The following is an 18,892-nucleotide window of genomic DNA, read 5'->3' on the forward strand; positions in this document are numbered from 1 at the left end:
GGCGTCGTCGTCGGCGGGTTGGGAAGCGAGCGGGGCGCCGCCAGGGGACGCGCCGGGCCGTGGGGTGGAGGAGGGGGTACGCGCCGTGGGGGCGCTGGACGCGGGGCGGGTGGCGGGTGGCGTCACGGTGCCTCACCTTCGAGATCGTCGCCGGTCAGGGCCGCCTACGGGGCCGGTGTGCGGGCAGCCTACGAGGCCGGGCGCCGCCACGGGGGAGGCGGACCCCGTACGGAGATCCGGCGCGGACCCGGCGCGGAGACCGTGGGAGACGGGGCGGGTCGCCGTACGAGAGCCCCGGGGCGGGGCCGCCGGGGTGGGCGAGGCCGGTGGGGGGCCGGGGTTCCGGGGCGGGCGCACCGGGCAGGGGAGGGGCGGGGGCGCGCCACTCGGTGGGCCCGTACCGGGTCGCTCCGGGGGACCACGGGGGTTCGGCCCGGGGCGCCGCCGCGCCCCCACGGGGACTCTTCGGGAGGTGTCGGGCATATCCGGTGAGCGCGGACCCAGGGTGCCGGGTGCTCCCCGGCGAGCTGGTGGATCGGTCAGGCGAAACATCTCCAACTTCCCACAACTTCCCATATCGCCCGAGGAGTCCGAGTCGTGGGTGTGAGGGCGGAGTGGAGTGTGAGGTGGGGGCCAACCGTGATCGGTCCGTTACCGGATACGCTGCCAGGTAATGGTGGCATTGAGACATTGAGCGCCGCGCGATCGAACCAGATCGTTCAGACACGTTACGCAGACAGAGGAGTACCCCTCGTGACCGTCGTCGGGCCGTTCGGGCTGAGGGTGCGGGATCAGGCCCTTGAGGCTGATGTCCAAGCAGCACTGACGGCTGTGGAGGAGGGCCTCGTCGAGGCCACCAAGAGCACGGTGCCGTTCATCACCGAGGCCGCCCAGCACCTGATGCACGCCGGAGGGAAGCGCTTCCGGCCGCTGCTCGTGATGCTGAGCGCCCAGTTCGGTGACCCGCACGCCCCCGGGGTGGTGCCGTCCGCCGTGGTGGTGGAGCTGACCCACCTCGCCACGCTCTACCACGACGACGTGATGGACCAGGCCGCCGTCCGGCGCGGCGTGGCCAGCGCCAACGCCAACTGGGACAACTCCGTCGCCGTGCTCACCGGCGACTTCCTGTTCGCCCGCGCCTCCCAGGTCCTCGCCGACCTCGGCCCGGAGGCGGTCCGCGTCCAGGCCGAGGCGTTCGAACGCCTGGTGACCGGGCAGATCCTGGAGACCGCGGGCCCGGGCGCCGGGGACCCGGTCGAGCACTACCTGGAGGTCATCGCGGGCAAGACCGGCTCGCTGGTCGCCGTCTCCTGCCGGTTCGGCGCGATGATGTGCGGCGCCGACGAGGGCGTGGTCTCCACCCTGACCCAGTACGGCGAGCGCATCGGCACCGCCTTCCAGCTCGCGGACGACGTGCTGGACATCGCCAGCGACTCCCACGAGTCCGGCAAGACGCCCGGCACCGACCTGCGCGAGGGCGTCGCCACCCTCCCCGTACTGCGCCTGCGCGCCCACGCCGCCTCGTCCCGGGGGACCGCGGCCGACCGCGAGCTGTGCGCGCTGCTCGACTCCGACCTCGCCACCGACGAGGAGGGGCACGCCCGCGCCCTCGCGCTGCTCCGCGCCCACCCGGCGCTGGAGCAGGCCCGCCGGGACACCGTCCGATACGCGGAGGAAGCGCGCGCCGCGCTGTCCCCGCTGCCCGACAGCGCCGCCAAGGCCGCGCTGTCCGCGCTCTGCGACGCGGTGGTCCACCGCGCCGGATGACGGCCCGGCGACCCGACTCGGCCCGCCTGGCTCAGCCCTCCCCTCGCCGTGCTCGGCTCGTGCGGCTCGCCCTCGCCGTGCTCGGTCCGTCCGGCTCCGCTCGCTCGGCCGGTGGACCGCTCCGCCTTCCGGCGTACCCCGACCGGCTTCCGGCGTACCTCGACCGGTCCGTCCCTCGTCCGCCCCCGGTCCGTCCCGCCGTCGTGGGAGCCCGCCCGGGCCGCCTCCGGGACTCCGTACCACCGAGCGACCCACGGGGCTGTCCACCGGTCCGCCTTCCGGGAGTCCGCCTCCCCGGATCCGGCCCCTCCGGGGTCTCAGGGGTGGGCCGCTCTGGCGGCGGAGACGGGGCGGCTCGGCGTCCTCCCCTGGGAGTACGGGGAGTTGGCCCCGTCGGTTGACGCCCCGGCTGCGGCGATTTGGTGCGATAGACCCCGCACCCCACACCGATTCGGGTGAGAATGGCGGCACGGGGTGGACGCCTCGCGGGACGCGGGGGCCGCCGCCGACAACGGAGGTAGGCAGATGGCAGAACGCGAACCGGGAACACGTAACCCCCGGAAGAAGCTGTTGCGGTACGGGGTACCGGTCGCGGTGGTGGCCGTCACCGTGGCGGCGGGGGTCGGCCTCCCCGCACTCGCCAACACCGGCGACCCGGACCTTCCCAGGATCTCGGCCGAGAAGCTGGTCGCCAAGATCGCCGAGTCCGACGTCCAGCGGATGTCCGGCACGCTGAAGGTCAACACCGACCTCGGCCTCCCCGCGCTCCCCGGCTCCGGTGGCGGCGGGGGCGGGATGTTCGGCGGCGGCTCGCACGGCGGCCCCGAACGCGACGGCGAGCGCGACGGCGACGAGCGTGGCGAGGAGCGGGACGCGAGCCCGCAGAACCAGCTGGCGCGGCTGGCCTCCGGCGAGCACACCCTGCGCTTCGCCGTCGACGGGCCCGAGCGGCAGCGCCTCTCGGTGGTGGAGGACACCGCCGAGTACAGCGTGATCCGGAACAAGCGGGAGCTGTGGGCCTACGACAGCGCCTCCAACTCCGCCTGGCACACCACGGCCCCGAAGGGCGCCGGTGCCTCGCCGCACGGCCCGGACGGAAAGGTTCCGGACCGCGCCGCGCTGGAGCGCATGACCCCGCAGGAGAGCGCGAAGGCCGCGCTGAAGGCGCTGGACGGCAAGGCCGCCGTCTCGGTGGACGGCACCGCGCGTATCGCCGACCGGGACGCCTACCAGCTGGTCCTCACGCCGCGCGGCGCCTCCGACTCGACGGTCGGGGAGATCCGCGTCGCGGTGGACGCCGAGAAGGGCGTGCCGCTGAAGTTCACGGTCACGCCGAAGAGCGGTGGCAAGGCGATCGTCGATCTCGCCTACACGAAGGTGGACTTCGGCACGCCGGAGGCCCGCACCTTCGAGTTCACCCCGCCGAAGGGCGCCAGCGTCGAGGAGAAGAAGCCGAAGGACGCGCCCGGCCAGCACGGCGAGGGCGAGACGCTCCCCGGCCTCCCCGGGCTCGCGGAGCGCGGGGCCGGGGGCGGGCCGGAGGTGCTCGGCGACGGCTGGGACGCGGTCGTCCGGGTCGACCTGGGAGAGAACCCCCTCAAGGGCGGCGGCCTGCCGGGCAGGGGCGGCGCGGACGGCGACGCCGAGGGCGGGCCGCGGCTCGACAAGCTGGTGAACAGCGTCACCGAGAAGGTGCGGGGCGACTTCGGTGACGGACGGGTGTTCAGCACCCGGCTGGTCAACGTGCTCCTCACCGACGACGGTCAGGTCTACGCCGGGGCCGTGACCAAGGAGGGCCTCGTCAAGGCCGCCAACGCGGCGAAGTAGCGCCGACCGCGCGGGGGTTCGTGACCCCACGGCCCCCGCGTTCCGGTCGGCGCCCCCGCGCCCCGCCGGCCTTCGCGTTCCGGTCGGCCCCCGCGCGCCGGTCGGCCGCGTGCCCCACCGGACGCCGCGCCCCATCGGTCTCCCTGACCGCTCGCCGGGGCTCAGCGCCGCCCGCCGTCCCGCTCCAGGAACGGCGCCGCCCAGGCGTCGAACCACTCGCCGAGGTCCCACTGGGAGGCGAGGAGCGCGTCCACGTCCTCCGTCGGCGTCAGCCCGAGGGGCCGGTCGAGCCAGGCGACGTACGCCTCGTGCCCCTCGCCGTGCGCCGGTTCGTCAACGTCGAGGTTCTCGTTGTCGAGCGCCAGCAGCCGGACCGGCCCACGGTGCTCCCGTCCGCCCAACGCCCCTGTCGGGGCCGGACGTTGCCGGTCGCGCAGCGGGGCCGGGCGAGCCGCACGCGCCGGACCGTCCCGGCGCCGCCCACCGCGCGCCGGTCCCGCGGGGCAGCCGACCGGCGGGTTTGACAGGATGGGTGCCGCTCGTCCGACCGGCGGCGCCCCACGCGCCCGTGCCCCCGCCCGTGCCACGGAGCCCGGGAACGCGCGCCCCATGACACGAGCAGGACGACGAGGAGCCACCGTGATCGTCAGGAACAGGAACACCCATGGCTGAGCCGTCCCCGCGGGCCACGGCCGGTACGGCGAACCCCACCGCCGGGCCCACCCGCACCACGGCGGCCGCCACGCGCGGCGCCTCGGCACCCGCCCAACTCCCGGGCACCGAGCGCCCCGAGACCGGCAGCGCCGCAGGACCGGACACCGCACCGCCGACCGGCAGCGCCACGGAGGGCGCGGCCGTCATCGCCGCACGCGGACTCACCAAGCGGTACCGGGGCGGCCAACTCGCCGTGGACGGCCTCGACCTGACCGTTCCGCGCGGCAGCGTCTTCGGGTTCCTCGGGCCGAACGGCTCGGGCAAGACCACCACCATCCGCATGCTGCTCGGACTGATCGAACCCTCCGAGGGCAGCGCCCGACTGCTCGGTGAGCCGATGCCGGAGGCAACCGACCGCGTACTGCCCCGAGTTGGCGCGCTGATCGAGGGACCCGCGCTCTACGGCTTCCTCTCCGGCCGGGACAACCTGCTCCGCTTCGACGCCGCCGACCCGGTGGCGGACCCCCGGACCCGGCGGGCACGGGTCGGCGGGGCGCTTGAGCGCGTCGGACTCTCGGCGGCCGCCGGGAAGAAGGCCGGAGCCTACTCGCTGGGCATGAAGCAGCGGCTGGGGCTGGCCGCCGCCCTGCTCCAGCCGCGCGAACTCCTCGTGCTCGACGAGCCGACCAACGGTCTGGACCCCCAGGGCATGCGGGAAATCCGCACCCTGGTCCGCGAGTTGGCGGGCGACGGGATCACCGTCTTCCTCTCCTCCCACCTCCTCGACGAGATCGAGCAGGTCTGCACGCACACCGCCGTGATGAACCGGGGCCGCCTGGTCACCCAGGGCACCGTCGCCGAGATGGCGGGCCAGGCCCGGGGACGGCTGGTGGTCACCACCCCCGACCCCGCCGAGGCGGCCCGGGTGCTCCGCGAGCACGGGGTCACCTCGGTGACGGTGGACGGCGAGGAGGTCACCGGCGAACTCCCGCCGGACACCGCGGAGATGGCCACCGGAACCCCGGCACCCAGCACGGACGCTCAGAGCGGCGGTGGCGGCAAGGACGTGCTGGCGGACGCGGACGGCACGGGCCGGGCGGCCCCGCCGGACCTCGCGGACCTCAACGCCGCGCTCGTCCACGCCGACGTCCGGGTGCGCGGATTCGCCCTGCGCCGGGCCTCGTTGGAGGACGTCTTCGTCTCGCTCACCGGGGAGGGCTTCAATGTCGCGGGTTGACACACCGGGAACACCACCCACCGGCACACCACCCACCGAGGCCGCGCACGCCGGGAGTTCACTCACCGGGACGCCACCCTCGGGACCCCCGGACACCGCCGCTCGCCGCTCTGGCGACTCCTCGGCCAGCGCCAACTCCCCCGTAGCCGCCGGTACTTCCAGGCCACCCGCGCCCGCGCGGCGACGTCCGTGGCCGCGCGGCGACGGGCTGCTCCGCAGCGAACTGCTGACGACCTTCCGGCGCTGGCGCACCCTCGCGCTCCTCGGCGTGCTCGCCGCCGTCCCGGTGCTGGTCGGCATCGCCATCAAGATCGAGACGGACGGCCACTCGGGCGGCGGGGGAGAGGGGCCGCCGTTCCTCTCCCAGGTCACCAACAACGGCCTCTTCCTCGTCTTCGCCTCGCTCGCGGCCACCCTGCCCTTCTTCCTGCCTATGACGGTCGGTGTGATCTCCGGGGACGCCATCGCCGGTGAGGCCAACGGGGGCACCCTGCGCTACCTCCTGGTCGCCCCGGCGGGCCGGACTCGGCTGCTGCTCGTCAAGTTCGCCGTCACCCTGACGTTCTGCCTGCTGGCCACCCTCGTCGTGGCGGTGTTCGCGCTGGCCACCGGCGCCCTGCTGTTCCCCCTCGGTGAGGTCACACTGCTGTCCGGCACCTCGGTGCCGTTCTCCGAGGGACTGCTGCGCGGGCTGGCCGTCGCCGTACTCGTCGCCGCCTCCCTCATCGGCTTCGCCGCACTCGGGCTCTTCGTCTCGACGCTGACGAACAGCGGAATCACCGCCATGGCGACCACCGTGGGACTGCTCATCGGCGTCCAGATCGTGGGCGCCATCCCGCAGTTGGACGTGCTCCACCCGTTCCTCTTCCCCCAGTACTGGCTGAGCTTCGGTGACCTGCTCCGCGATCCGGTGCTCTGGGACGACATCGCCAAGAACCTCGGACTCCAGGCGCTCTACGCCGTCTTCTTCACCTCGGCCGCCTGGGCCCGCTTCACCACCCGCGACATCACCGCCTGACCCCGGTGCGCCGACCGGTACCCGGCCGGAACGCGGGCCCGGTACCGGTCGTCCCCCGGCTGGCGCGCGACGACGGGGGCGGAGAAGTCGACGAGCGGCGGGGAACGGCGAGGCGAGAAGACAAGAGGCGAGGCGAGGGAGAGACCGGGGAAGGCGACGAGCGGCCGGACGGACGCCGGAGAGCGGGGACCTGGGGGCCGAGGGCCCGAACGCGCCACACTGACCCGTCAGTTGCCCGTCCCCGGCCACAGAGGAGAGCCAGCTCATGAACCCCACCACGAACACCCCCACGACTACCGGGACATGGCGCCTCGGCGACCTCACCGTCAACCGCGTCGGGTTCGGAGCGATGCGCCTGACGGGCACCGCTCCCTTCGACCAGGGCGTGCCGCGCGACCGCGAGCGGTCGATCCGAGTGCTCCGGCAGGCGGTCGAACTCGGCGTGAACCACATCGACACCGCCGCGTTCTACTTCTCCGCGACGCGCTCCGCCAACGAGCTGATCAACCGGGCGCTGGCCCCGTACCCGGAGGAACTGGTCATCGCCACCAAGGTCTGGCCGGGCCGCGACCCCTCGGGCACGTGGTGGTGGGCCACCCCGGCGCAGCTGCGCGGACAGGTCGAGGAGAACCTTCGCCAACTCGGCCGGGACCACCTGGACGTGGTGAACCTGCGCGTCCCACCAAGCGGACGGACCGGACCGATCAGCGAGCACTTCGGCGCGCTGGCCGAACTGCGCGAGGCCGGGCTGATCCGCCATCTCGGCGTCTCCCACGTCACCTCCGAGCAGCTGACCGAGGCCCGCGCCATCGCCCCGGTCGTCTGCGTACAGAACCCCTACGGAATCGGTGCGACGGACGAGGACCGGGCGCTCCTCCGGCTCTGCGGGGAACTGGACCTCGCCTTCGTCCCCTTCTTCGCGATCGCCGGTGCCGGCCGCGAGGCGGGCCCGGCCGCCGTCGACACCGAGGAGGTCCGCGCCGTGGCGCGCGCACACGGCGCGTCCCCCGCACAGGTCCGCCTGGCCTGGACCCTGCACCAGGGACCGCACGTGCTGGCGATCCCCGGCACCGGTGACCCGGACCACCTCGCGCAGAACATGGCGGCCGGCGCCCTGCGCCTCTCCCAGGAGGAGATGGCGCGCCTCACCGCACCACACCCCGCCGACGCCTGACAGGCACGCCCCGCCAAAGCCGCTGGCCCGGGGGACGCCTGGGGGACACGTGAGGGCCAGCCCACTGGTCAGCACCAGGACAGCCGGGGGACACGACGGGGTAAACCGGGATGTTCAACCCCCGGCAGGGGTCCCTCAGGGGGTCCCCTCCGAGGCCCGGTTCGCGAACACGAAAAAGCCCTCCTGATCCTGCTCTCTCGCAGGTCAGGAGGGCTTCTCCTCGCTGTGGCGGCGCCAGGATTCGAACCTGGGAAGGCTGAGCCGGCAGATTTACAGTCCTCGCAAGAAAAACGCGCTCGATGGCGTCTGACCTGCTACTTACTTCGACTTCGTCACCTCGTCAGGGGGCCCCGTCCACAGTGCGTCCTGATCTTGAAACTCGGCCGCATCCACGGGGCCGACCGTTTACTTCTGGCCCATCCACACCCGCGAGCTGTTGCGCTGCTCCCCACCGCGCGGCGTCACACTGCGCGTGTGCGAAGCTGGTAGATGAGCACCCTAGGGAAGCGAGGGAGTCCGATGGCGGTGACCGCCAGAGAGATCGCGGACGAGCTGGCGGAGGGTATCCGCTCCGGCGAGAGGAAGCCGGGCGCTCGCCTCCCCGGTGAGCCTGCCCTGGTGCGGAAGCACGGGGTGGCCAAGGCGACGGCTCAGCGTGCCCTGACTCTGTTGGTGACCGAAGGTCTGGCCGTGCAGCATAAGGGGAGCGGCACGTACGTACGGGACTTCCAGCCCATTCGTCGAGTTGCTAACCAGCGACTTTCTCAGGAGCGGTGGGGTGAGGGCCGGTCGATCTGGGGCGCTGATGTGGGTCAGCGACCCATGAGTGTCACGGACCTGCGGGTGTACGAGGCTCAGGCGCCGGACGATGTCGCGCTTCTCCTCGACCTGGAGGAGGGCGAGCGAGTCGTCATTCGCGACAGGCTGTTCACTGTCGAGAGCGAGCCAGTACAGGCGGCCATCTCGTACCTGCCGGCGGACCTCGTGAGGGAGTCGGCTATTGCCCAGGAGGACACCGGTCCTGGTGGCACGTACGCCCGGCTTGCCGAGCTGGGAGTCAAGCCGGTGCGCTTCGTTGAAGAGCTGCGTGCGCGGATGCCGAGCCATGAAGAGTCCGGCCGTCTGCACCTGACTGCGGGCACGCCGGTTGTGGAGATCTACCGCACTGCCCTTACCGAGGAGGGCACGCCAGTCGAGGTCAACAGGATGTTGCTGGACGCGGGGGCGTACGTCATGGAGTACCGCATCAGCGGCTAGCCGGATCGAAGAACCAGTCGAGGGGCCCGTCAGTGACGGGCCCCTTTCGCGCGTCTCATTGACCTCCCTAGGGACATGTGCTTTAAATATCCCTAGGGAGGTTCGCCGCTCAGGGTCCCGAAAGGGGCTCTGTTCGGCATGCCCCCGCGCCCGGAGGCCCGGTGACACGGGTTCGAAGGACGCGCCAGTTCTTTGAGATCTGAAGAGTGTGATCCACCACCGGTGATGCCGTGCTGACTCCGGCGGAGGTGGGTGGAGATCCGTCGTGAGGCGCCATTACCGCTGGTGGTGGCAGCTCGGCACGTGCCAGGACCCCGCAGGGCTGATTGCTGTGGGTGAGCGCGGTGGGCCAGCAACCTCACGACGTTAAAGAACCACGCGGCCCACCTTGGGCTGGGAGCACGGCTCGGGATGACGGTCTCCCCGGGCTCGACCGGCCGCCGCGTGAACGAGACCACCAGCAGTCAGCAGTCCTGCACTGCACGTCGTCGCCCCTCTCGCTGCCCTTCATCGGGTTGTCGGAGGGGCGTCGGCGTGGGGCAGCAGGAAGGCCCCGTACACACGAAGCGCGCCGTCCGGGTTGCCCCCCGGACGGCGCTGACAGGCACCTGAGTTGGAGGCACCTGTGATCAGCATGACACCTCACCCGTACCGGGCGAACCGGATCGGCCAGTTCGGGGGTGCGCGATGACTGAGGATCTGGAGGCGGTCCGTCAGAGGCAGCTCGCGGAGATGGAGGAGGCTCGCCAGCGGGCGGAGGCGGACCGGGTCGCGGCCGAGGAGTCGGCTCGGCGTCTGGCGGAGGCGCTTCAGCAGGGCGGTGGTCGGTGATGGCCGCTGGTGAGCCGGAGCCGGAGCACGAGCGGGCGCCGGAGGACCGGCAGGAGCTTCCGCCGCTGCCGCAGCGGGAGCCGGGGGGTTCGCTGTGATCCTCGATCCTGGGGCGCTGGTCGTCCTGATCGGCCCGGCGGGCTCGGGGAAGTCGACGTTCGCGCGGCGGGTCCCGGCGTCCTGGCGTGTGTGCCTGGATGACCTGCGGGAAATGGTCAGCGGCGACGCGGCGGATCAGAGCGCCACACCCGTTGCGGTGCGCGTCCAGGGGCTGGTGTTGGAGGAGCGGCTGGCGCGTGGGCTGACCACGCTCGTGGACTCCACCAACCTGGAGGGCCATGTGCGGCGTTCGCTGTTGGCGCGGGCCCGCTACTGGCAGCGCACCCCCCTCGCCGTGCTGTTCGAGGCGCCGGTGGAGGTGTGCCTCCACCGTGCCGCCCGCCGACAGCGGCAGGTGCCGCCCGAGGTGATCCGCGCTCAGCACCGGCGCCTCCCGCTCCCGGGAGACCTGCGGGCCGAGGGCTTCGCGGAGGTCCACCCGATGCACCTCACCGACTCGGAAGAGGTCCCCACGTGACCACGAAACACACCCACCGTGTCGTCTTCGGCCGCCGGGTGGCCGACTGTCCCCGGTGTGAGGAGCTGGCGGCGGGCGCTGAGCCGGTCCGCTGGTCCACCCGCGACCGACACCACCACGGCTACCCGACCGCCCGCCAGCTGCGGGAGCACTCGTGCCGCACCTCCGGGTGCGGGCCGGTGTGTACCTACGGCGACTGGTAACCCCCTTTCCTCATCATCAACTCCCGGTGGGGCGCGACGAACGCATCGTCGCGCCCCACCGGCATTCCCACCTGGAGAACCTGGTGAAGATCTTGTCTTTGCATGTGCTCGCCGCGCTGGACGCCGCCGCGAGCACCCCGGAGCCCACCGCCGCCGACCTGGACGCGATCGAGGCGGAGATGCCGGTCATCTCGGCCGAGGTCGAGCTGCTGGACACCCAGATCAGCCTGCTCGATACGCCGCGCACGGCGTGGGCCGATCGGCGTCTGCGGCGCGCGCACCGCCGCGTGCTGGAGGCCCGCACCGCCGCGACCCGCCGGAGTGCCGAGTCGGTGCTTGGGGGTGAGGTGGCGTGAGCGAGTGTCTGCCTCGTGGCCTCATGGGTCAGATCGCCGCTGCCGAGGCGGACATGGCCTGGGCCGCTGATGTGGCCCGGGCCTTGCTGGCTGACCACGAGGACCTTCCCGTGGCTGGGGTGCACCTGCGGCGGCCGGGGGAGGCCGCTGAAGTCCACCTGCACCTGCCCAACCTGGCCACAGTGCAGGCCTGGGCCGGACGGCTGCGCGGCGGTCTGCTGCGCCGGGTGCCCATCCGCACGACGGAAGTGGCCCATCCGTGGGGCGTGCGGGCCGTCCTCACCACCGCCGACGCCACCGTGTCCGGGGTGCGGGTCCACCTCTACCACTGCCGCTTCCTGCCCGCCCCTGGGGGTGAGGCGGCGTGAGTCGGTGCCCGAAGAGCCCGTACGTCGACCTGATCTCGAAGGAGGATTGATGTTTCGTGTGGTGAGGACGCATCGGCTGCGGGCGAGCGAGGCGGTGGCCGCCATGGCCCGCGAGCGGCTGGGCGAGGTGTCTGAGCTGCTGGCTCGGCGTGAGGCCGAGGTGGCGGAGCTGGTAGCCGAGGTGCGGCAGGCCGAGGCTGATCAGAAGGGTATGGCGGCCCGGCTGGCGGTGGCGGAGGCTGAGCGGGATGAGGCGCGGGCCCGCCCCGCGCTGGAGCATGAGGATCAGGTCGCGCTGCGGGCTCTGCTGCGGCAGGCCCGCCGCCAGGCACGGAAGGTGCCGCATGTCTTCGTTCTGTATCAGCGGGGTCGGCTGCACAGTCTGCACTCCACGGTGGAGTCGGCGGAGGCGGCGGCCGAGGCCGAGGGGGCCCCGCACAGCGGCTGGGCTCCCCACATTCCGGGTGAGTCGCTGTCACCGGCGGCCGAGGTGGCTTGGCGGATCTGCCCGATGGCGCTGGGCGGTGCCCAGTGACGGGGCTCCCCGGCTCGGCACCGCCGAGTGTTCAGGAGTGTTCACGAGCGCTGGACGTGCTGGGGTACGCGGTCGTGCCCGGGGTCGAGGGGGAGTGGACGGAGTCGAGCGAGTCCCCGGATGATCCCGCTTCGCCGGTGTGTCTGATCGCCTCCGTCAGGGTGCGGGAGGCGACACGGTGAACGCTGTTCAGATCCGTTCAGCGGAGCGCACCTTGTCGTGGGGCACGTGGCTGATCGTCGCGGGCGCGATGCTCTACTCCATTCTCACGGTGACGCCGCTGGCCGCCGCGCACACGCCCGATCAGTGGCGGTGGACGGCGCCGATCTTGCCGCTAGTGGTGGATGCGGCGGTAGTGATCGTGGTCCGTCTGGATGCCGTCTTGGCCCAGCTCGACGCGCACGGCGGGCGGTGGTCGGTGGCCCTGCGCTGGATGACCGGCTGCATGACCCTGGCCCTGAACGTCGCTGACTCCGCGCTGAAGAAGGACATGGTGGGCGTGGCCGTGCACGCGGTCGCCCCTCTCCTGCTGATCGTCACGGCGGAGACCAGCCTGGCCTACCGGCGGGCCATCGCCGCCGCTGTCGCCCAGACGGAGGCCGAGCAGCGCGCGGAGCGTGAGGCCCGCGACCGCGCCCGGGCCGAGCGGCGGGATGCCGCTGACCGGCGGGCCCGCGAGGAGCGTGAGCACGCCGCGACGCTCGCCCGTGAACAGCGTGAACATGAGGCTGCCCTCGCCCGTGAACAGCGTGAGCGTGAGGAGGCGGCGCGGCGCGATGAGCGCGAGCGGGCCGCCGCTGCGGAGCGGGCGGAGCGGGAAGCTCGTGAACGCCGTGAACGCGAGCGTGAACACGCTGAACGCGAGCGTGAACAGCGTGAGCGGGAGGCCGCGCGACTCCGGGAGGAGGAGCGTCAGCGGCGGGAGGAAGCCGCACGCCGTGAGGAGCGCGAGCGGCAGGAGCGGGCTGAGCGTGAACGCGCCGCCCTGCTGGCTGGTGGGCCCGCTGAGGAGAAGCTACCCGAGGAGCGGGCCCGGCAGCTCCTCGCCGCCGCCTACGCCGCTGGGCTGCCGGTCCGTCAGGCCGCCGAGCTGTGCGGCTGGTCGACCGGCTGGGTCACGGCCCGCTACCAGGAACTGCGCGACACAACCGACCAGCACACTCCTGCCCTTGAGGGAGCCGCCGCGTGATGCTCCACGATCTGTCTGCCCCCATCGCCGCGCTCACCTTGCTGATGACACGCCGGGACCTGCCCGCCGGGCACATCAAGATCACTTCGATTCATCCGGATCGGCTGAAGGTGTCCTTCCACGACCAGCCCGCCGACTTCGACCAGTGGCTCGCAGCCCTCGGACTCACCCCGCTCGACGGCACTACCACCAGCGGGGACGGTCGGGTTTGGACCACGGTCACCACCACTGTGGGCGGTGCCACCGTCGAGCTGACCTCCTTCACCCTCGCCGGGCAGGAGGGGTAGGCCGTGCGGGTCTGCGATCCGGCCGGTGCCCGGCACGGTATCCCGGTCTATCGGTGGCGGCTGGCCCCGGACGGTCTGGCCACCCGCCGCCAGCTGCGCGCGGCTGGTCTACGGCCCGGCGGCCAAGACCCCGTCGCGGTGCTGGAGCGGCCCCGACGCGGGGGCCGACCGCCGCTGGTCGCCTACCTCTACCGGGTCGACCGCGCGCTTCCCGTGCGGCCGATGACCCCGGGCCGCTGGCGGGCGGTCGGGGCGGCGGTTGCCGCCCGCCGCGTCTGCCCCGAATGCGGCTGTGACCGGGGTTACTGCATCCCCGCCTCGATCGGGGTGTGCAACGAGTGCGACACGGCCGGCCGTTGGTCGACCGCCGCCTGACCTCGTCTTCTCTCCTTCTCCTCTTCTCCCTTTGGAGACTTCATGTCTTCTGACGTTTCGGCGTTCGCTGCCGCGTTCCTCGGGCTGTTCGTGGCTCATCACGCGGCGGACTACCTGTTCCAGTCCGACTGCCAGTCCGCGCGCAAGGCCGCCTGGACCGAGGGTCCCGAGGACCCCGCCCCGGGTCGTCACCACCACGGGTGGGGCGCCAATCAGGTCCATGCGTCGATCCACACGGCCTCCTCGCTGATCGTGCTCGGAGTGCTGGCGGTGACGGTCGGACTGCCGCTGTCGTTGCTGGAGTTGGCCGCCGCGCTGGTCTGGGTGCATGTGACCCACAGTCTGATCGATCGGCGGTGGCCGGTGCGCTGGTGGATGACCCACACCGGATCGGGCGGGTTCGTGGATCGGGGTGGGATGCCCCTGGTCGATCAGGCCATGCACCTGGTCGTCGGAGTGTTCCCGGCGGCCGTGCTGGTGGCGCTATGACAGCCGCGACGAAGGAGACGGATGTGGAGCCGTCGCAGGCTCCTGCCGTCCCCTACCCGAAGCCGCCCGACCCCAAGTCCGATACTCCGGCAGCCAAGGCGCCTGCCGGTCACACGCCGGGCGGGATCCCGGCTGTTCCCGCGGTCATCACGACGGCGAATTCGGCTGTCGCCGGGCTCTCGGGCGCCGTACTGGCGGCCGGTCCTACCGCGATGCTGGCCGCGACGGTCGGCGCCGGGATGCTGGCCGCAGGCGGTGTCGCCGTTGCTGCCCGCCATCGGAAGGGACCCGGCCGCCGGCGGGACCGTGCATCGCGGGCCGGGTACGGCCGTGGTGCTGGTGCCCGCTCCGGTGGCGCTCAGAGCGGGCTGCGGTCGCGGGGCGGCACGCGTGCCCGTAACCGCGGCTCGGGCCGGGGCGGTGGGTCTGGCGGGCGGGCGGTCAGTCTGCGGAAGTCACCCGCCGCCTCCCGTACGGGCTTTGCTCGGTCCTCATCCCCGTCGTCCGGTCTGTCCGCCCGGGCGGGCCGCGGTACGGGGGCTGGAGTACTCGGATCAGCGGCAAGCGTACGGGAGTTGCGACGTCAGCAGCAGGCCTCGGCCCCGACGCGTGCGGGGCGGCGTCAGCAGATGACCGCGGCACGTCGTGAGCTGGGCGACTCCCGCCGGGCTACCGAAGGCGCTCGGCTCGGAGGCTCCGGCGCCAGGTCGAGCCCCGGGGCGCGTACGGGAGGTCGAGCTGGCGCCGGAGCCTCCCGTTCGGGCCGTGGTGGCGTGACGGGGGGCGGGCGTTCGGTGTGGGGGCGGGTGAAGTCGGCTCCCGCAGCAGCGCGTTCGAGGGCGCGGCGGCATGCCGACGAGGCGCGGGAGATCCGCGCGGAGCGGGCGAAGAAGGCCAGGGTGACGGCCCGGGCCCGCCTCAAGCGAGCCGGGGGCGTGCTGAAGGCCCGCCTGCGGTACGCCGCCCGCTGCATTCCTGCGGCGGCGCTGGCGCTGCCGCTGGGTGTGCTGGGGCTGCTGACCACGCCGATTGGCCGCCGCCTGGGCTGGACGTGGCTGATGCATCCCGGGCGACGGCTGTTCGCCGCCATGACCGGCAAGGCCCGCGCCGATTTGCACAACGACCTCCTCGCCGCCTGCCGGGATGAGGCGGAAGACGAGGACGAGACCGAGATCAGTGACCGTGTGCCGCGGGACGGCTCCCGCAGCGGGGAAGGAGCAGATGTGAGCGCGTACGACGGAGAGTTCGGGTTCGCCGAGGCGGCAGCCGAGATGGAGGAGAAGGCGCAGTCCTTCGATCCGGACGGGATGATGCAGGTCCTGGCCGCGATCGATTCCTTCCCGACCGGGCTGACCTCGATCGGGAACATCTTCAAGCTCATGATCGAGCGCTGCGACGAGGAGTACCCCCTCGACCCGAAGGTCGGTGAAGCCCTCTCGGAGGTCTTCACCCTCCTGCAGCAGGCCGGCGAAGCCGCTGAGGAGGCGGGCAAGACCTTCCGGGAGGCCCACGAGGCGGACATCGAGCGCCTCGAAGACCCCCGCGTCGGCGAGGAGAAGTGGAACTACAACGGCGACTGACCACCGTCCGCACGTCTGATGAGCCCCAGGGAGGGGCCCGGCACACCACGCCGGGCCCCTCCCCGCGTTTTGGGAAGGGACCCCCGTGACCAGCAAGAAGCAGACGAAGAGGAAGCAGGACCGCTCTGGCCCGGCGCTGGACTGGGCCGCCCCGCACGGCCCGGTCTCCGGGGCCTTGTCCGCGACCACCGGCGCCGGGGCGGTCGCTCTCCTCGGCGCGGCCGGGGGTATGCCCGCGGGGTGGCCGCTGCTCGTCGGCGCCGCCGGGGCAGTCGGGCACGGGATCGCGCACAGCATCGTGCGGCGCCTGACCGCCCGCACACTGGCCACCCGCTCCGCCTCCTGGCTCCTGGCAGGGGGCTGGACCTCCTGGGCCATCACCACCGGCCCCCTATCCTGGGCCGCGGCGGGGACCCTCGCTGCTCTCGGCGTCGGCATCGGAGCCGCGGCCACTCACGCCGCCGCCCACGAGGAAGCCGCAGAGGAAGAGCGGCTGACGAAGCAGGCCCGGGAGGCCGCAGCCGAACTGTCCGCGGAACGGCGGGCGATCGCCGCCGAATGGCAGGACCGCATCCACCGCGTCACCGGCGTACAGGTCCGCGTCTTCGCCGTCGAGCAGTGGAAGACCGGAGCCGGGTTCTCCCTCGCGGCGGAAATGCCCGGCGGCGGTGCTACCTGGGACCAGATCCGCAACCGGGCCCGCGCCCTGGCAGGCGACGCCCGTCTGCCGCGCGGCTGCGTCGTCCACGTCGAGGAAGGCGACCTGCAAGGCCGCGTCGTCCTCGACATCCCCACCAGCAACGTCATGGCAGGCGAATACCCCTACCCCGACGACTACTCGCCCCTGTCCCTGCTGACCGGCATCCCCTGGGGCCTGCTGCCGCACTCCGAACCGGTACGGCTGATGCTCCGGGAGGCGTGCGCGCTGATCTTGGGGCCTCCCGGATCGGGCAAGTCCACCTTCATGGACGCGGTATTGACCGGCTTCGCACGGTGCACCGATGTCCTCACCTGGGTGATCGACCTCAAACGAGGCGGCCTCGGCATCCCCTGGGTCACCCCGCACCTGGAGGCCGAGGGCCTGCGCGAGCCGCTCCCCGGCTCACGCACCGCCCCCGAAGGCACCCGGCCCGGAGTCGACTGGCTCGCGGGCGACCTGGACGAGGCAATCCTCATGGCCGAGGCGGCGCTGGCCATCAACGAGGCCCGTCAGCTGGAGTACCAGCGGCTGATGCAGCAGGAGAACACGAACCTGCTGCCGATCAGTCCGCAGATCCCGCAGGTCATGCTCGTGGTCGATGAGGGCGTCGAAGCCCTCTCCGCGAACCCGAAGGAGAAGAAGAAAAAGCAGCTCGGGGACCTGCTCCGCAAGGGCATGCGCACCACCCGTGCCATGGGTGTCCGCTACGTCCTGACCGCCGTCGACGGCAACGTGAGCGCCATCGGCGACACCCAGGTACGCAAGTACTCCCCTGTCGGCGTCGCCCTCACCTCCGGCGAGTCCGCGGGGAACAACGCCGCCAAGCTCTTCCCCCGCGCCCGCATCGACACCACCCAGCTGCGGGAGGCAGGTACCGGTGTCATCGGCAACGCCCGCGCGGACGGCTTCGCCCCCACCCCCTTCAAGGGCTGGATGACCACCCCCGGCATGGTCCGCGACGTTGTCCTCGCCACCAGCGACCGACGCCCCACCCTCGACGAGCCCTCCGCACGCGCCGCCGGAGACGACTACCGCGACCGCTGGAGCCGCGAGCGGGCCGGATGGCTCTACGACACCGACACCCCCACCCCACGCACCGAACCCACCACGACCGAAACCCCGGCCGGTGGAGGACTCGACCTCACCTACAAGCGCCGCCAGACCACCGACGAAGATGCCCTTATCGCCGAGTTCCGACGCCAGCTCGACGAGGAACTCGGCGACACCGGCCAACGCGATCAGGACGCCCAGGAGCGCCCCGGACTGAACCTCTCCTACCAGCGCACCCCCGAGAGCGGCAGCGACAGCGGCGACGCCCGGCAGGCCGCACTGAAGCTGCTCATCGAAGCCGGGCCGGACGGCACCGGGGCCTCAGCTATGGAACGAGCGCTGAAGGACACCTACGGCACCCGCCGGCCGGTCATCCAACGCTGGTTGAAGGAGTGGGCGGAGAGCGGCGAAATCGTCCGCGTCGGCGAAGGCAGCAAGGCCCGCTACGTCCACCACACCCACACCAACACCCCGCCCGAGAGCGGCTGAACGGCCGCCTGTCTGTCACCTGTCGCCCGTCGGCGAAAAATCCCTCGCGGACCTCCGCAGGCGCCTGTAACCCCTTTCTGACCTGCGGATGACAGGTGACAGACAGGTGACAGTGACAGGCGGATGACGGGCCCCGGTGACAGGCAAGTGACAGGCGCACCACGCCGCCCGCAGCCCCTTCCACGAACCACCCAACGGGAGATCCCACATGGCCCTGACCCTGTCCGCCGTCGTGCTCTTCAGCCTCATCTCACTCGTACTCGTCCGCAGCCGATCAGTCGGCATCGGCGCCGCCACGATGCTCTTCCTCTTCGGCTTCTTCGTCGCCGACACCGGCGCCTCCAGCGCCATCCACACCACGCTGCAAGCGATTGCCGGAGCCGTCACCAACCTCACCGCGTAACCACGGCCCCGACGCCGAAGGAGGCCCCTTGTGGAACCCCTGCCGCAGCAGATCACCGCCCTCACCCGCACCGACCACCCCCACCCGCGCCCCGTCCCGGCGTCCGTGATCCACCCCCCGCTGACCCCCACACCGCACACCGCGATGCGGCCCGAGGAGATCCCGCCCGGCGTCACGGCGGTCACCCTCCCCGACGGCCGCCGCGTCCTGGCCTACACCCAACCGGCCCCGGCCCCGGCCCCGCCACCGCCCGTACCTCAGTCGATCCCGGCCTGGGCCAAGACCACCGCCCTCCTGGCCCCGGCTATCGGCAGCGGCATCGCCGTAGGCGCCTGGGGCCTGGCCGCCGCCGCACCCGGAGTCCTCGCCATGGCCTCAGCCCTATGGGCAACCGTCGCAGCCATCGCCGTCGGCGGGGTCGCCCTCGCCCTGATCACCCGAGCCCGCCGCCCCACCCACATCACCCAACACATCAACGCCCGCGGCTTCATGAGCCGCGCGAACGGAACCATCAACCGCTGAAGGA

22 protein-coding genes are annotated in these 18,892 nt (G+C 72.4%); 21 read left to right on the top strand and 1 reads right to left on the bottom strand.

Annotation, left to right across the window (positions count from 1 at the left end):
• The first annotated feature begins 753 nt into the window (after nt 1-753).
• Both E0L36_RS25020 and E0L36_RS25025 read left to right on the top strand, forming a co-directional pair.
• A complete protein-coding gene (locus E0L36_RS25020; RefSeq protein WP_180931511.1) occupies nt 754-1,767 on the top strand; it encodes a polyprenyl synthetase family protein in 1,014 nt (337 codons plus the stop codon).
• Nucleotides 1,768-2,292: 525 nt separating this feature from the next.
• The gene (locus tag E0L36_RS25025) at nt 2,293-3,594 is read left to right on the top strand and encodes a DUF2092 domain-containing protein (protein WP_180931512.1); all 1,302 of its coding nucleotides are present in this window, start codon (nt 2,293-2,295) and stop codon (nt 3,592-3,594) included.
• 161 nt (nt 3,595-3,755) lie between these two features.
• Here the strand turns inward: E0L36_RS25025 and E0L36_RS25030 are convergent, their stop codons facing one another.
• Nucleotides 3,756-3,995 carry a hypothetical protein gene (locus E0L36_RS25030; RefSeq protein ID WP_180931513.1) on the bottom strand — a complete coding sequence of 80 codons (240 nt, stop codon included), beginning with the start codon at nt 3,993-3,995 and terminating at the stop codon, nt 3,756-3,758.
• A gap of 263 nt (nt 3,996-4,258) precedes the next feature.
• Between E0L36_RS25030 and E0L36_RS25035 the strand changes: the two genes are divergently transcribed.
• The 19 genes from E0L36_RS25035 to E0L36_RS25120 all read left to right on the top strand — a co-directional run bounded on the left by E0L36_RS25035 (nt 4,259) and on the right by E0L36_RS25120 (nt 18,888).
• Complete coding sequence (locus E0L36_RS25035; protein WP_258016551.1) at nt 4,259-5,485, top strand: ABC transporter ATP-binding protein; 1,227 nt, start codon at nt 4,259-4,261, stop codon at nt 5,483-5,485.
• Complete coding sequence (locus tag E0L36_RS25040; RefSeq protein ID WP_258016552.1) at nt 5,472-6,503, top strand: ABC transporter permease; 1,032 nt, start codon at nt 5,472-5,474, stop codon at nt 6,501-6,503. Before E0L36_RS25035 ends, E0L36_RS25040 begins: the two co-directional genes overlap by 14 nt.
• Nucleotides 6,504-6,768: 265 nt before the next feature.
• Entirely contained in the window at nt 6,769-7,677 is a 909-nt protein-coding gene (locus E0L36_RS25045; RefSeq protein ID WP_180931514.1) for an aldo/keto reductase, read from the top strand.
• A gap of 519 nt (nt 7,678-8,196) precedes the next feature.
• On the top strand, nt 8,197-8,934 hold the full coding sequence (locus E0L36_RS25050) for a GntR family transcriptional regulator (RefSeq protein ID WP_180931515.1): 738 nt from the start codon (nt 8,197-8,199) through the stop codon (nt 8,932-8,934).
• A gap of 687 nt (nt 8,935-9,621) precedes the next feature.
• On the top strand, nt 9,622-9,765 hold the full coding sequence (locus tag E0L36_RS25055) for a hypothetical protein (protein ID WP_180931516.1): 144 nt from the start codon (nt 9,622-9,624) through the stop codon (nt 9,763-9,765).
• Nucleotides 9,766-9,859: 94 nt separating this feature from the next.
• Entirely contained in the window at nt 9,860-10,342 is a 483-nt protein-coding gene (locus tag E0L36_RS25060; protein ID WP_180931517.1) for an AAA family ATPase, read from the top strand.
• Nucleotides 10,339-10,545 (top strand): hypothetical protein, encoded by a 207-nt coding sequence (locus E0L36_RS25065; protein ID WP_180931518.1) that lies wholly within the window; start codon nt 10,339-10,341, stop codon nt 10,543-10,545. Before E0L36_RS25060 ends, E0L36_RS25065 begins: the two co-directional genes overlap by 4 nt.
• 26 nt (nt 10,546-10,571) lie before the next feature.
• Nucleotides 10,572-10,901 carry a DUF6284 family protein gene (locus E0L36_RS25070; protein WP_374705586.1) on the top strand — a complete coding sequence of 110 codons (330 nt, stop codon included), beginning with the start codon at nt 10,572-10,574 and terminating at the stop codon, nt 10,899-10,901.
• Nucleotides 10,898-11,269 (top strand): hypothetical protein, encoded by a 372-nt coding sequence (locus E0L36_RS25075; RefSeq protein ID WP_180931519.1) that lies wholly within the window; start codon nt 10,898-10,900, stop codon nt 11,267-11,269. Before E0L36_RS25070 ends, E0L36_RS25075 begins: the two co-directional genes overlap by 4 nt.
• A 49-nt stretch (nt 11,270-11,318) precedes the next feature.
• Complete coding sequence (locus E0L36_RS25080; protein ID WP_219637013.1) at nt 11,319-11,804, top strand: hypothetical protein; 486 nt, start codon at nt 11,319-11,321, stop codon at nt 11,802-11,804.
• Entirely contained in the window at nt 11,801-11,986 is a 186-nt protein-coding gene (locus E0L36_RS27195; RefSeq protein ID WP_308416926.1) for a DUF6303 family protein, read from the top strand. Before E0L36_RS25080 ends, E0L36_RS27195 begins: the two co-directional genes overlap by 4 nt.
• The gene (locus E0L36_RS25085) at nt 11,983-12,993 is read left to right on the top strand and encodes a DUF2637 domain-containing protein (protein ID WP_180931520.1); all 1,011 of its coding nucleotides are present in this window, start codon (nt 11,983-11,985) and stop codon (nt 12,991-12,993) included. The genes E0L36_RS27195 and E0L36_RS25085 overlap by 4 nt, the downstream gene beginning before the upstream one ends.
• On the top strand, nt 12,993-13,280 hold the full coding sequence (locus tag E0L36_RS25090) for a hypothetical protein (RefSeq protein WP_180931521.1): 288 nt from the start codon (nt 12,993-12,995) through the stop codon (nt 13,278-13,280). The genes E0L36_RS25085 and E0L36_RS25090 overlap by 1 nt, the downstream gene beginning before the upstream one ends.
• A 3-nt stretch (nt 13,281-13,283) precedes the next feature.
• A complete protein-coding gene (locus E0L36_RS25095; protein ID WP_180931522.1) occupies nt 13,284-13,655 on the top strand; it encodes an RRQRL motif-containing zinc-binding protein in 372 nt (123 codons plus the stop codon).
• A gap of 42 nt (nt 13,656-13,697) precedes the next feature.
• Nucleotides 13,698-14,144 (top strand): DUF3307 domain-containing protein, encoded by a 447-nt coding sequence (locus E0L36_RS25100; RefSeq protein ID WP_180931523.1) that lies wholly within the window; start codon nt 13,698-13,700, stop codon nt 14,142-14,144.
• Nucleotides 14,145-14,950: 806 nt separating this feature from the next.
• Nucleotides 14,951-15,724: a hypothetical protein gene (locus E0L36_RS25105; RefSeq protein ID WP_180931524.1), complete on the top strand. Its 774-nt coding sequence runs from the start codon at nt 14,951-14,953 to the stop codon at nt 15,722-15,724.
• 85 nt (nt 15,725-15,809) lie between these two features.
• Nucleotides 15,810-17,963, top strand: coding sequence for a hypothetical protein (locus tag E0L36_RS25110; RefSeq protein WP_180931525.1), 2,154 nt, complete (start codon nt 15,810-15,812; stop codon nt 17,961-17,963).
• Between the two features lie 208 nt (nt 17,964-18,171).
• Complete coding sequence (locus E0L36_RS25115; protein ID WP_180931526.1) at nt 18,172-18,366, top strand: hypothetical protein; 195 nt, start codon at nt 18,172-18,174, stop codon at nt 18,364-18,366.
• A 30-nt stretch (nt 18,367-18,396) separates the two neighbouring features.
• Nucleotides 18,397-18,888: a hypothetical protein gene (locus E0L36_RS25120; RefSeq protein WP_308416927.1), complete on the top strand. Its 492-nt coding sequence runs from the start codon at nt 18,397-18,399 to the stop codon at nt 18,886-18,888.
• The last annotated feature ends 4 nt before the right edge of the window (nt 18,889-18,892 follow it).

The sequence above is a fragment of the Streptomyces sp. AJS327 genome, assembly GCF_013450295.1.
In the GTDB taxonomy this organism is placed as follows: Bacteria; Actinomycetota; Actinomycetes; order Streptomycetales; family Streptomycetaceae; genus Streptomyces.

Bases quoted from the DNA above. Each gene is read 5' to 3' on its own strand.
- E0L36_RS25035 (WP_258016551.1), top strand. From the start codon at position 4,259: ATGGCTGAGCCGTCCCCGCGGGCCACGGCCGGTACGGCGAACCCCACC.
- E0L36_RS25050 (WP_180931515.1), top strand. From the start codon at position 8,197: ATGGCGGTGACCGCCAGAGAGATCGCGGACGAGCTGGCGGAGGGTATC.
- E0L36_RS25080 (WP_219637013.1), top strand. From the start codon at position 11,319: ATGTTTCGTGTGGTGAGGACGCATCGGCTGCGGGCGAGCGAGGCGGTG.
- E0L36_RS25025 (WP_180931512.1), top strand. From the start codon at position 2,293: ATGGCAGAACGCGAACCGGGAACACGTAACCCCCGGAAGAAGCTGTTG.
- E0L36_RS25055 (WP_180931516.1), top strand. From the start codon at position 9,622: ATGACTGAGGATCTGGAGGCGGTCCGTCAGAGGCAGCTCGCGGAGATG.
- E0L36_RS25115 (WP_180931526.1), top strand. From the start codon at position 18,172: ATGGCCCTGACCCTGTCCGCCGTCGTGCTCTTCAGCCTCATCTCACTC.
- E0L36_RS25100 (WP_180931523.1), top strand. From the start codon at position 13,698: ATGTCTTCTGACGTTTCGGCGTTCGCTGCCGCGTTCCTCGGGCTGTTC.
- E0L36_RS25045 (WP_180931514.1), top strand. From the start codon at position 6,769: ATGAACCCCACCACGAACACCCCCACGACTACCGGGACATGGCGCCTC.
- E0L36_RS25040 (WP_258016552.1), top strand. From the start codon at position 5,472: ATGTCGCGGGTTGACACACCGGGAACACCACCCACCGGCACACCACCC.
- E0L36_RS25090 (WP_180931521.1), top strand. From the start codon at position 12,993: ATGCTCCACGATCTGTCTGCCCCCATCGCCGCGCTCACCTTGCTGATG.